The sequence below is a fragment of the Paenibacillus sp. JNUCC 34 genome, from assembly GCF_058269055.1.
Genome location: NZ_CM177770.1, coordinates 5,661,586 through 5,674,307, shown reverse-complemented (window position 1 = coordinate 5,674,307; position 12,722 = coordinate 5,661,586). Strand labels below are relative to the sequence as shown.

The 12,722-nt window shown below is 42.1% G+C and carries 10 protein-coding genes; 5 read left to right on the top strand and 5 right to left on the bottom strand.

From position 1 onward, the window contains the following. Positions 1-7: 7 nt before the first annotated feature. Entirely contained in the window at positions 8-580 is a 573-nt protein-coding gene (locus AC2TF5_RS26170; RefSeq protein ID WP_491299996.1) for an EamA family transporter, read from the bottom strand. Between the two features lie 213 nt (positions 581-793). Continuing rightward, on the bottom strand, positions 794-2,164 hold the full coding sequence (pgtP, locus tag AC2TF5_RS26165; protein ID WP_491299995.1) for a phosphoglycerate transporter PgtP: 1,371 nt from the start codon (positions 2,162-2,164) through the stop codon (positions 794-796). A gap of 339 nt (positions 2,165-2,503) precedes the next feature. On the opposite strand from pgtP, the gene AC2TF5_RS26160 reads away from it, so the two are divergent. From AC2TF5_RS26160 to AC2TF5_RS26150, 3 genes are read left to right on the top strand one after another with little or no spacing between them, the layout of a single operon-like run. Further along, complete coding sequence (locus AC2TF5_RS26160; protein WP_491299994.1) at positions 2,504-3,424, top strand: substrate-binding domain-containing protein; 921 nt, start codon at positions 2,504-2,506, stop codon at positions 3,422-3,424. Next, a complete protein-coding gene (locus AC2TF5_RS26155; protein ID WP_491299993.1) occupies positions 3,421-4,884 on the top strand; it encodes a sensor histidine kinase in 1,464 nt (487 codons plus the stop codon). The genes AC2TF5_RS26160 and AC2TF5_RS26155 overlap by 4 nt, the downstream gene beginning before the upstream one ends. Further along, a complete protein-coding gene (locus tag AC2TF5_RS26150) occupies positions 4,853-5,515 on the top strand; it encodes a response regulator (protein ID WP_491303008.1) in 663 nt (220 codons plus the stop codon). Before AC2TF5_RS26155 ends, AC2TF5_RS26150 begins: the two co-directional genes overlap by 32 nt. 175 nt (positions 5,516-5,690) lie before the next feature. On the opposite strand, the gene AC2TF5_RS26145 is transcribed toward AC2TF5_RS26150, so the two are convergent. After that, the gene (locus AC2TF5_RS26145; RefSeq protein WP_491299992.1) at positions 5,691-7,601 is read right to left on the bottom strand and encodes a beta-N-acetylhexosaminidase; all 1,911 of its coding nucleotides are present in this window, start codon (positions 7,599-7,601) and stop codon (positions 5,691-5,693) included. A gap of 221 nt (positions 7,602-7,822) precedes the next feature. Next, complete coding sequence (locus AC2TF5_RS26140) at positions 7,823-8,929, bottom strand: Gfo/Idh/MocA family protein (protein ID WP_491299991.1); 1,107 nt, start codon at positions 8,927-8,929, stop codon at positions 7,823-7,825. 115 nt (positions 8,930-9,044) lie between these two features. Here AC2TF5_RS26140 and AC2TF5_RS26135 point away from each other — a divergent pair, with 115 nt between their 5' ends. Together AC2TF5_RS26135 and AC2TF5_RS26130 are read left to right on the top strand one after the other, a co-directional pair. Further along, positions 9,045-9,920 carry a LysR family transcriptional regulator gene (locus AC2TF5_RS26135; RefSeq protein WP_491299990.1) on the top strand — a complete coding sequence of 292 codons (876 nt, stop codon included), beginning with the start codon at positions 9,045-9,047 and terminating at the stop codon, positions 9,918-9,920. Continuing rightward, positions 9,901-10,722, top strand: coding sequence for an MBL fold metallo-hydrolase (locus AC2TF5_RS26130; RefSeq protein WP_491299989.1), 822 nt, complete (start codon positions 9,901-9,903; stop codon positions 10,720-10,722). Before AC2TF5_RS26135 ends, AC2TF5_RS26130 begins: the two co-directional genes overlap by 20 nt. Positions 10,723-10,838: 116 nt before the next feature. On the opposite strand, the gene AC2TF5_RS26125 is transcribed toward AC2TF5_RS26130, so the two are convergent. Beyond that, positions 10,839-12,629 (bottom strand): glycoside hydrolase family 2 protein, encoded by a 1,791-nt coding sequence (locus AC2TF5_RS26125; RefSeq protein WP_491299988.1) that lies wholly within the window; start codon positions 12,627-12,629, stop codon positions 10,839-10,841. Positions 12,630-12,722 lie beyond the last annotated feature (93 nt).

Sequence of the window (12,722 nt, the reverse complement as noted above, 5' to 3'; positions counted from 1 at the left end):
CCCTCCTTCAAAGCTCATCGGCAATCCCTAACAATGCAATCCCCAGAATTACAACGATAATAACGGTATATTGCACCTTGCTCAACCGCTCCTTGAGGAATATTCGGGATAAGATGACCGAAAAAATGCTGTAGGAAGCAATAAGGGGGGCTGCGATAATGGCGTTGCTGGACATGGCGAACACATAGAAGAACTGCCCGGTCGTTTCAAAAATGGCAGCATATCCTTTAACGCGTTCTTTGAAGAGGTTGAACGGCTCTTTTTTAATAAATTTCAGGTATGTAAATGCCAATACGGCACAAATGAAAAAGGTGAATTCATAAGCGAGCAGGGCTGCGTCTTCACTGATCAGTTTCAACTCGTCCAAGTAAACTGCATCGGCAAAGGTTCCGAGTCCATCGATTAAGTTGTATAAAATCGGGAAAAAGATGGCCATAAAGCCGATTTGATATTTTTTATCAATGGCTCCGGAAGAATTCTGCACGGGAGAGGCAATGGAAAGTTCAATATATCTCAAACCGATATAACCGATCGTCATCGACAAGATGTAAAGAGCAGATACAGGAAAATAGCGAATCATATCTATGGGATCAAAGTTTATTCCCTTGATGAGCATATAGGCCGTGGCACGAATAAATAGTTTAGAATACAATTGATCATTTGGTTATGGTATTTATCATTATGGTAGAGTACTGTCTGTAATTTGAAAAGCAAAAAAGTGACCCGCAGGTGGGTCACTTTTTCTACAGTGTCCATGCCTGCGGGTCTAATACATGAAAGAAGAAGTAAAACTTTATGTTGCTAATTGCTCTTGTTCATCATTATACTTTTCCATTTCTTTTACTCCTTTATGAAGGAGGACACAGAATACTACACACAGTACAGAAGCGGAAAGTAGCAAGTAGAATCCACCATTCCAACCAACATTATCAACTAGCACACCGAACAGAGTAGTACCGAGCGATGCTCCAAGAATATAGCTCAGGAATCCGCGCAAGCCTACTGCAGAACCAACAGCGAATGGAGGTACGACTTCTAACGTTTGTACAGAAGCCAAGAATTGTGGTACGTAAATTAAACATCCAATAACTGCAGCGAAAATAGTTGTTGTGAGCAAAGAACCACTTTGCCAGTAACCAATGATACAGAAGAAGATGAGTACCATTGCAATAATTGCAGGAGGCATACGATATCCTTTGAACAACTTATCAGATAAGTAGCCTACCAAGAGAGTGGAAGGAATAGCAGCCCACTCGAAGAATAAGAAAGCAACACCCATCTCTTCTTTGGAGAAACCTTTAACAGTCATCAAATAGATAGGCAGCCAGCTAATGATACCGAATCGAACCATATATACGAATACGTCCATCAGTGACACGTACCAAGCATTCTTATTGAACAGGACATAGTTCTTAAAGATTTGCCAAGCATTCATATTTTCTGGAGCTTGTACATTACCTTTAGACTTAATATTTACTTCTTTTTCATCCTCAACAATCTCACTCAACGGAGGCAAACCTTCGCTTACTGGGGAGCCTTTAGTAAAGGCCAATATAACTAGGGCAAATACGATGGCAATCGCAGCTGGTACCTGATAGCTTGCAGCTTGCCAATGATCTGGTCCCAACATAGCAAAACCGACACCAACGATTGGCGCTACGATCCCAGCGCCGATGTTATGGGATATATTCCATACTGCAACAATTCGACCTTTCATCTTATGAGGGAACCAATTCGAGAGGGTAATAAAAGAAGGTCCAACCCCCATACCTTGGAACACACCTAGCAACACAACGAGAATGGCAAACATCCAGAACCCTGTTGTGAACCCCAACATGATGTTAACAAGGGCACATAAGAGAAGGCCTAAGGCCATATACCTTTTGGGATCAGCTTTATCTGCAAGACTACTCATAAGACCTTTGCTTATGCCATATGCAATGAGCATGCAACTGGTTAACAAACCAACTTCTGTAGAAGATAGGTTAAGTGCCTCTTTTAGATAAGGTGTTGACAATGAAAAGTTACTACGTACGACATAGTATGCCATGTAACCAAAAAACACACCTATTAGCGACTGCATTCGATAGCGCATGTATGTTTTTTGGACGTCCTGAGGCGCTACCTTAGAGGTAGCCACTTTGGGTTTTAAAAAGGAAATCATACAATTTCTCCTTCATGATAGTGTTTTCATTAATAGTCGTTGCAAAGTATCGTTACGATCACAACCTCTCCCAGTGGAGTAGCGTATGCCACTGGTTTAATTATCAACTTGTTTGTTCTTGCAAACTATCAGCGAAGTTCTGATTTTATGTAAGATTATTTGGAAGTCGTGTCAGAAAAAACGACAATAACATATAAAAAATTCAGTAATATATCACATGACTGGTAAATAATTAACAAGTTCATAGAGCGTATTTAGAATTTGTACTATACTAGAGTCAGATTTGGACAAGTATATAGGCTTGCCAGAGGATGTATTCTACAAAGAACGGAGGAAAATATGAAAGGGCTTTCAAGCGTGCTGTTGATCTTGCTGATATCATTATTTGCATCAGGATGCTCAAGTAGCCATTCAGACATTAATATCGTATTTTCTGAGGTAGAGCCTGTACCTGCCAGTACGGAGAAAGAGGAGCTGCCACCAGTGCGAGTAGCCATTTCAAGCGTGCTGTCACCAAGCGAGACGATTAAGCATTATCGAAAGATCGCTGATTATATCGGTAAACAGCTTGATAGGCCAGCGATTCTCATTCAACGTAAGAGCTATAATGAGATCGGCATGCTCATGATGAATGACGGTGCTGACATCGCCTTGTTCTCATCAGGTGCATATGTAACCTATAATCAAGTTGAAGGAATTGAAGCGATTGCAATGCAGGAGCGAATGGGAGTTCCATACTACTATGGTTACCTTGTCGTAAATCAAGACAGCAATATTACGAATATTAGCCAGTTGAAAGGGAAAAGCGTAGCTATTGCCGATCCATCGAGTAATTCCAGCTACCTATTTTTAAGTGAGAAATTAGCTGAATTTGGTGAGACGCCGGAACATTTTTTCAGCGGATACACGTATACTTACAATCATGAAAAGTCACTTAATGCAGTTCGTAATCGAGTAGTTGATGCTTCAGCAGTCAGTAGCTCGATCTATGAACAAGCCAAGGCCAAAGATCCGGAGTCCGTTGCCTCTTTGCGTATTCTGGACAAGTCAAAGCCTCTTGGAACAGGCCCTGTTGTCATCAACAGCAGCATTCCTGAGGAAGAGAAAGAGATTATTATGAACAGCTTCTTTACTATGCATGAACAATCAGATATGAAGCAGGCTTTGGAAGGATTATTTATTGATCGCTATGTTCCTTTCGATACGAAATACTTTGAAACTGAAAACAGCAAGGGAACGAACGTTAGGGACGGCTTATGAAATTAATGAAGAAAATGAATATCAATCAAAAAATATTTGGAGTTATTATCGCTTCTTTGATTTTTCTTGCCTCTGCCTTAGGATGGATCATTTGGGATTCGCTTCATACGATCATGACAGATGAGCTTAAGAAGCGGGGCATTAGTGTAGCACATAGTATTGCATCGTTAAGCTCGGACTACATCCTTATGGATGAACAATACTCGATTCATCAGCTGATATCACAAGCACAACTTACGAATGATGATGTTCGATATATATTAATTATTAATAGTAGTCATGATGTGGTAGGGGATACCTTTGAAGGACACTTGCCTAAGGGAATCATACAAGCGCATACACCTGAGAGTGGTCATACATTACAGGTTGCAACACTGATGTCTGATGAAGGAACAATCTATGATGTACTTATGCCGATCGAGGAAGGCGATGTAGGGTTTGTTCGTGTTGGCATGACGGATACGAAGGCTCAGACCTACATCAACATAAAGATGAAGGCACTGCTCTATGTAACGCTGTTCATCTGTGTAGTCACAGCGATAATTACGTATTATATGACTCGCTTCATTACGAGACCCATAAACAATCTGGTTGCGGTTGCTACAGGTATATCAGCTGGTAATCTGACGATGCGTGCAAGTATAACGAATAGCGATGAAGTAGGTAGATTAGGTAATGCCTTTAATGAAATGGCTGATAAATTAATTAATTCTAACGCTGAAGTTGAATTACTGCTGAAAGAGCTTCAAGCGAAAGAACATCTCCGGGACAAGTTAATTCTGAAGTTACTGTCCGCCCAGGAAGATGAGAAGAAGAGAATATCGAGGGAACTTCATGATGAGACAAGCCAAGCGCTTGCATCCTTAATGGTCACGATGCGAATTTTGTCGAATGAAGCGAAAGACGCCGAGCAGCAGGAGCTGCTTAACGCCAGCAGAGATACTGCGGCGAGTATTTTGCGGGAAATTAGAGATTTGGCTGTAGAGTTAAGGCCGCCGATATTGGACGATATGGGATTAGTACCCGCGATTAAAAAATTTGTGAAGAAATATGAGGAGAAATATCATATTGAAGTGGAACTATTCACACCAGATGAAAAAGATATTGGTATTGAAGGCCATATTGCTGTAGCGATGTATCGTATTCTGCAAGAAGGCATGACGAATGTTGCTAAGCATTCGGCTGCAACTCGAATATCTATAAACATGGAGATTCTCAAGCAGTCGGTTACCTTGATAATAAGGGACAACGGCTGCGGAATTCAGCGAGACGACTTTGAGTTGGCCCGTCAGCACAATCGTATCGGTATATACGGTATGAAAGAGAGAGCGGAGCTGCTTGGAGGATCTTTCTTCATATATCCAATAAGTACCGGAGGAACTGAGATCGTCGTTTCGATACCGCTAATATTGAATAAAGGGTGTAATGATGGAACAAATCATAACTATATTGATTGCTGATGATCATGCGTTGCTTAGGTCCGGTTTAAAGCTGCTCCTGCAGAAGAAGCCAGCCAATAAAGTGGTAGGTGAAGCTTCAAATGGCATTGAAGCTCTTCGGTTATACGAAGAGCTTAGACCAAATATTTTAATTCTCGATATTAGTATGCCGCACATGGATGGAATAGAGGTGCTCAAGAGAATCAAGGCCTGTCACGCACACGCAAAAGTTATCGTACTTACGATGCATGAAGATGAGGATTATATAACAACTATTATGAAAGAAGGTGCAGTCGGATATATTCCAAAAGTGGCAGTTGATGAAGAGTTATATACAGCCATTGATACGGTTCAGAGCGGGTATGTGTATCTTCGACCACAAGATACACAAACATTGATTGCATCGGTGCTTCATAAAGCGCCGCAAGCCGTAGAGGATAACAGCCCTTTTGTTATTTTGAGCGACCGTGAACGAGAAGTACTAAGCTATCTTGTAAGAGGGTATACGTTAGTTGAAACTGCACAACAGCTATTAATTAGTATCAAGACGGTGGATACCCATAAGACGAGAATGATGAATAAATTGAATCTGACTAAAAAAAGTGAACTTGTAGAATATGCAATAAAATACAATCTGCTGAGTGAAGATTAATCTTTCTAGATTCGCCCCAGATTACGAACATGACAATGAATACAACAGCAAACCGCCCGCCAGAATGATGGATATCATCGTTCTGGCGGGCGGTTGTGCCTCATGCAAAAAAAGATCATTGTGCAGCTGCGGCAGGTTTTCCTTTGGAAAGCTTTTATCGCTTCACTTATATCACTTAAAAAGGATTCAGAACATGATAAAACACGTTTGGCGAGGCCATGCGGTAATAATGACTGCACCATCCGACACCTTTATGGTTGAAGCGGTTCGTTGTGCTGTACACTAAACGTTCCTGCTCCAGTTCTTCGATGCTCGTAATTCGTCCCTTTACATAGTCAAGAATTCTGACTGATGCGGTATCCAAACGGTTGATGACACCGCCATAGCGAATGTCGATTACTTCCCAACCGAAGGGTTTGAACATCCGAAGCCACTGCGTTCGGTGTGCGGCACGCAGTTCTTGAACCGCTTTCGAAATGGCGGGTAGTACGTTCGTTCCTATATGTCTCAGTGAATCGATATCCTTGGCGTCATAGGCTTGTTTTAATAAGATACCGATCTCGCTTTTGCGTTTCAACACGGCGCTTAGCTTCTCCGGCATTTCAAACAGATAATCAAGCTCTGCGTCGTTGTCGCGTTTTTCACGTATTCTTTGCTCTAACTCGGCATAGTGGTCCGCCAGATTCAGACCTTCAATTTGCTTGTCGAACAACCCAAGAAGCACATCTTGGTATAGCAAAAATTTCGAAGGGTTGCTTTGTTTGGCGTTGTTTGGCTCCTGCCCAGGGATTTCGTCCAGATCCTTCAGTTGCAGGAATGCATCCATCTCAATTCCCGTACAGAATTTAACTCGCTCTGCTAGCTGAGTTTGCGTTGGTTTTTGTTCCGAGTAAGCGTGTTCAGCATAGAGCTGCAAACCAAGCAGCGCCGCGAACGGATTTCCCTCATTGCCGTCGTCTCCCCACATGGTCGCGTACACCTCGCGAATGCCTTCCTGCTTGCATACTTGCAATGCGACATCAGAAGCGTTCAAGGATAGTCCGTAGTTCACGCCGAACGTGTTGAAAATCCACACCGCTCCCGCGAATACCAGGTTGCAGCCGAGCGGCCGGTGATTGGCAATCACCTTCTCGTAATCCTCTGGCTCCATATGGACGTAGTCCCAATACACCATATCAACGTCTTTGGGGATACGGCGAGCCATGTCCTCAGGAATGGAGGTTTCTTTATCGTAATATTCGTCGCCGTTTCCGGAAGCGAGCTTCAAGAACATATCGCTCCACATCATTGGTTTCAGACCACGCTTACGAACGGCTTCCAGTACCTTATCTAAATGCGCAACCATAATATTAAAACGGCTCTCGTATCCGTTAAGGTCCAAATATTTACCCCGCCCGAGCTCCTCCGCTTCGTCCATTCCGACATGAATCTTTTTGCTGCGGAACGGTGCACTTGCTGCCTCAATCATCCGCTCAATCAGAGAATCCGTCTGTTCGCTTCCGACCAGTAGGGCGCCTTTCGTATCACGGTAATGCTTGATCGGCTCCCATTTCAGGAATTCCTCCAGATGCGCGAGGGTTTGGATGCTTGGAAAAGCCTCAATGCCGAATTGGTCGGCATAATCGTCAATTTCTTTTAGCTCTTCTTGCGTGTAACGACCTCGCATGTATCCGAAATAAGGATCCCCTTCGATTTCATATGTATCTTCCATATATAACATAACGGTGTTCATTCCCATTAAAGCCATTTTATTCAACATGAATTTAAAGCTGTCCACCGTAAGTACCGCGTTGCGGGACAGATCGAACATGGGTCCAACCTGGTCAAATTGCTGCTTTTCTCTAATATGAAAGGTATGGCTCTTGCGGCTATGTTGAATGAGTAAGCCAAACCCTCGGAAAAATTGATGCTTCCTTCCGTAACGAATGTAAGCGTGGTCCTGCTCGCGACCGACTTCCAGATCACCTTCCGACGATCCTATGTGAACGGGTATTCCATCCTCTTGTAAGTCAACACCAAGCTCGTGCAACAGTAATTGTACACCGGGCATGATATCCGTGATATCGCCCTCAAAACGTAACTTCATATAAAATCCCTCCTGCATTCATGATTTTGTGAAGGAAACATAATAACATTATAATGTTTAATCTTATTCTAATACTATAGGGAAAACAATAATTAATTTCTGTTGGACTAGACTCCAATCGCTGACCTAAGGAATAAATAACTTAGATACAGAGCAACTGTGGAGGAATCTAATTTTTTTAATAAGAAAGAGCGCTGCTATCCGGCAGCGCTCAACGTCCATTATTCTATACTAATTCTTTCCCCTGTTTCTGCTGATACTTCTATGGCAGTTATCAATCGATGCAAATACGAAGCATGATGAAAATCTGGGGTTTCATTTGTATTCAGTAGTATATCTTTAGCGAAGGATTGGTGTGCTCTACATACATTTGTGAAAGGTACTTCTTTATTGTCTTCTAGTAGAACAGTAAAGTCATCATTTTGACTGGTGGTAATAATTTGTGTTGAATCATATTTAGCTAACGAAACACTCAACCCGCCATATTGCGGATGTCCGATGGATTGATTTTGGTAGAGTCTGATGATCCCTCGTTCTCCTTGTATTTCTAAAAGGAATTGAGGATAAGCCCCACCTTGCAGATGGACGACGACGGGGATATGGTTATTGATTTTTCCGCTAATCAAATATTGATCTTCTATGTTTTTGTTGATCGTACTATCGTTATCTATAATACGAGCCTCTGTATAATGTGTATGGTGATTTGCTTGAACTTCAGTAAAATGTCCGAAAATGAAAGTTACTACATCTAAAGCATGTCCACCATTAATGGTTAATAATGTGGCTCCGTTTCCTCGATCAAGGATATAACTACCGGCTTGATCCACCCAATTTCCTTTTGCATGTGTGGAAACTTTCATATTTATCGATAGAATGCTTCCGATTTCATTGTTATCTATCATATCTTTAACAAGTTTCACTTCATCTGCCTGGCGTGATTGTAAACCAATCGCATGTTTAATCGTGGATTGTTTCAGTTCTTTCATGATGGATTCTACTTCATCTGTACCTACGGCGAGGGGCCATTCACAATAAATATGTTTATTTGTTCGAATGGTGTCCAGCACAATTTCCTTGTGAAAAGGGGCCTTTACGCTGACAATGACCATATCTACATTATTAGATGCGAGCATTTTTTTATAATTATCATACGCTTCGATTTCTCCAATTTGATTAGCTGATTCTTTAGCTGACTCCATATTCGTTGTCGCAATGGCCGTAATTTGATGATGCCCACTTTTGATTAAAGCGGGGATATGTGTAGCACTGGCCCATCGATTTCGAATGGAGCCTCCGATAATGCCTACTTTGATTTTTTTGTTTTCCATAGAGAGTTCCTCCCGTATCTTTGTTAATAGTAGTATAATATTTTCTAGATATCAAAAATAATGTTTTTATTTGATGAACGTATCAAATAAATTGATATAAAGAGGATGAATCCATTTGGACATTGAAAATATGAGAGCGTTTATTACCGTTGCAGAACATAAGAGTATTTCACTTGCTGCGAAAGAGCTGCATCAGCTGCAATCCAATATGACAGCAAAAATCAAGAAAATTGAAAGTGAGTTCAACACAGAACTTTTTTATAGAAAGCCAAGAGGGATGGAGTTGAATGAAAACGGGAAAAAACTGTATGCTCAGTTCAAGAAAATCGTATTACTATGGGAAGAAACCAGAAGCATGATGAATGAAGAAAGCCTTTCGCTAAAGCTTGGGTTAATGGTGAGTAAAAATCCTCCAAACTTCGATGATTCAATGAAAGTATTATATGAAAAATATGAAAACCTGACGGTTACCATAAAAACAGGGAGCACACCAAAAATTGAAGAAGAGCTCCTAAACGGAATGATTGATATTGGATTTCTAGTGGGGAAGACGGACGTTAAATCGCTTCATTACAAAAAATATGGGACTGAAAAGCTAGTACTAATCGGTAAGAACTTGGATAAACCGCTTGAGGAGATTTTGAACAATGAAAATCTAATTATCTCTTCTGAAAACTGTTATTATAAAAAAATATTTGATGTATTACTTGAAGATCGTAAGGTAATTAGATTAGATTTTGTTCAAATTGCTGCATTAGAATCGATGATTAAAATGTGTCAGCTTGGAATGGGAGTCACTTTGATTCCAGAATCGGATACGGCTGCGTTAGGAGTAAGGAATTATAAAGTGATCGATCATAGCTGTTGTGAGATTGAAAAGTTCATCTGTTATAGAAAAAACCATACAATTACAGGGATCGAGCAGCAATTAATGAATATGATCGTAGATGTAAATGAAAGGAGAGATACGCTTGATACAATACAGGAATGAACACGTAACCGTATTCCAGAGCGCATTATATCAGACGACGTCAACGGTGATTCAAACGAAGGAAATGGTACTCATCGTAGACCCGAACTGGCTTCCGGACGAAATAGAGGCGATCAAGCAATATGTAAATACGATCAAAGGGGAGCGGGACACTTATCTTCTCTTTACGCACGGGGATTTCGATCATATTATTGGCTATCAAGCGTTTCCTGATGCGAGAGTGATTGGAAGTAGCGGGCTGCATCATCAATCGGAGAAAGAGCAGACGCTTCAAATGATCCGAGAGTTCGATAACAAACATTATATTACCCGGAACTATCCGATTGAATTTCCAAGGGTCGACATTGTGATTCATGAGGATGGCCAGCAGCTTCCCCTAGGTGACACTACAATGACTTTCTATCTAGCTCCGGGACATACGGAAGATGGCTTGATTACCGTTATTGAACCGCTCGGGATCATGATTGCTGGAGATTATTTATCGAATTTTGAACTGCCATTTATTTATCAGAGCGCGAAGGCGTACATGCACACGCTGGAGAAGGTGGACCGTATTTTCGCTGCTCATTCCATTCAATTGCTTGTACCAGGTCATGGGCAGACGACTGCTGATTCGTCAGAGATGAAGAGACGCTTGGATATGGCATCGGATTACTTAAACCGACTTTATGAAGCGGTCCTTACGAACAATGAGAGCGCTCTTGATGCGCTGTATAAAGAGCACGCCTTCTTATCCGCCTTTACCACAGCCTGTCACAAGGAAAATGTAAGTATTATTAGAAGTGAATTTATGAGTGGGTAATTAACGGTTTATGCTCACTTTGATGACTAGCGGTAAATTCAAAACAAAGGAACCTCGGCTTGCATCACAGACTGATGCTGTGCTCCGGGGTTCCTTTCATATCGTACAATGTTATTTTACAGCTCTTGACCCGTTACGATCTGATGAATAACCTCCAGCGGAAGCTTGGGCTCACGATCATAGGTCAGCAATCCATTGATCTCTTGCTCCACGTCGGTTAGCTGTGTATAACAGAAGCCTTGAACGACTGGAGAGAGATAAAGTGGACGAATCACAGCCTGCAGGCGCGCCTTGAAATCTTCATCATCTTCTGCGCCTGAGTATCCCCAGCCTTCCCATTCACTCTTTTTAAATTTGATTCCGCCAAACTCAGTCACTAATATCGGCTGCCCTTCATACTGTGCACCACCCACGAATAAAGGATTATTAGAAGGTGTGGTTTGGATTGTGCTCTCTACTGTAGCATATCGCTCAGACAGTACTTGTTCTCTCCACTCATAATCGTGAATGCCAACAATATCGGTCGTCATCATCTCCCAGCCATCGTTAAAAATGACCGGTCTTGTAGGATCGAGCGACTTCGTGGTGTGATACATGGCAAGACCGTGGTGCTGTTGACATGCATCTGTCTTTGCTAGTGGAATGCCCCAACTTTCATTTATCGGTACCCAGACCACGATACTAGGGTGATTGTAGTCCCGTTCGATGATCTCCTGCCATTCATGCATAAAACGGTTAACGTACGTAGGTGTAAACTGATACGCGTTAGCCGCTTCTCCCCAAACGAGAAGTCCCATTCGGTCTGCCCAGTACAGGAAGCGAGGATCCTCTGTCTTTTGATGCTTGCGCACGCCGTTAAAACCCATAGCTTTTGTCAGCTCGATATCCTTAATAAGGTCTGCATCAGTCGGAGCTGTCAATAGTCCTTCCGGAAAATACCCCTGGTCCAACACGAGCCGCATCGTATAAGGATGATTGTTCAGGTTCAGCTTGCCATACTGGATGGAGACCTTACGCATGCCTAAATAGCTGGCTACTTCATCTGTCACTTGGCCATCCACAAAAAGTTGAAGAGACACATCCAGAAGATTGGGATTCTCCGGTGTCCAATGATATTCTCCTCCACGATTGTTGTAATCATTGCTCAAGCCGATAGAGCCCCACTCTTCACTATGGTTTACACGGATCTTATGTTCTGCCATGATTTCGCCGTTAAAAGTTATCGTGAAGCAGGCCTCAATTTTAGACGCTGCTGCAAGTGAGGCTAATCCATTCACATACAGTCGATACTGAACCTCGTTGCGATCGATGTCAGGGGTGAATTTTACTTTGTCCATGTGGACGGTGTTTACAGCCTCCAACCACACGGTCTGCCATATGCCAGTCGTACTTGTATAGAAAATGGTTTCCGACTTTTCTTTCCAGTACTGCTTACCGCGCGGCAAAGCATTATCTTTGCTGTAATCCTCAGCTCTTACGGTAATAATATTGTTCCCATCCTGCAGCGTATGTGTGATATTTGCGAAAAATGGAGTATGCCCTCCTTCATGTGAAACGACATGCTGTCCATTCACCCATACATCTGCTTTATAATCAACTGCACCGAAGTGCAGCAGAACCTGCTTCGAAGTCCAGCCTGCCGGTAGAGTAAAGGATTTACGGTACCAGACCAGATCATGAATGCCTGTAGCAACAATTCCGCTCAACTTGCTCTGGTAACAATAGGGTACTTGAATCCGGTCGCTGAGCGACTGCTCCTGCGCATACAAGCGATTCAAATCACCTGTACGCTGATCGTCCATCTCAAACTCCCATTCGCCATTCAGGTTGAGCCATTGTTTACGCTCCCATTGCGGTTGTGGATGTTCGGGTCTTGGCTGTGGTTGTTGTGAAATTGCTGAATTCATTTGTGAAGCTCCTTTCATTAACTAAAAAGTTAATAATAAATAATTAAGTTTACTTTATTTTGCATTATAGCCCTTTTGTTTGTTTTGTCAATC

Excerpts from the sequence above, each read along its gene's own strand:
- pgtP (WP_491299995.1), bottom strand. The coding sequence starts at position 2,164 with ATGATTTCCTTTTTAAAACCCAAAGTGGCTACCTCTAAGGTAGCGCCT.
- AC2TF5_RS26155 (WP_491299993.1), top strand. The coding sequence starts at position 3,421 with ATGAAATTAATGAAGAAAATGAATATCAATCAAAAAATATTTGGAGTT.
- AC2TF5_RS26125 (WP_491299988.1), bottom strand. The coding sequence starts at position 12,629 with ATGAATTCAGCAATTTCACAACAACCACAGCCAAGACCCGAACATCCA.
- AC2TF5_RS26140 (WP_491299991.1), bottom strand. The coding sequence starts at position 8,929 with ATGGAAAACAAAAAAATCAAAGTAGGCATTATCGGAGGCTCCATTCGA.
- AC2TF5_RS26160 (WP_491299994.1), top strand. The coding sequence starts at position 2,504 with ATGAAAGGGCTTTCAAGCGTGCTGTTGATCTTGCTGATATCATTATTT.
- AC2TF5_RS26170 (WP_491299996.1), bottom strand. The coding sequence starts at position 580 with ATGATTCGCTATTTTCCTGTATCTGCTCTTTACATCTTGTCGATGACG.
- AC2TF5_RS26145 (WP_491299992.1), bottom strand. The coding sequence starts at position 7,601 with ATGAAGTTACGTTTTGAGGGCGATATCACGGATATCATGCCCGGTGTA.
- AC2TF5_RS26150 (WP_491303008.1), top strand. The coding sequence starts at position 4,853 with ATGGAACAAATCATAACTATATTGATTGCTGATGATCATGCGTTGCTT.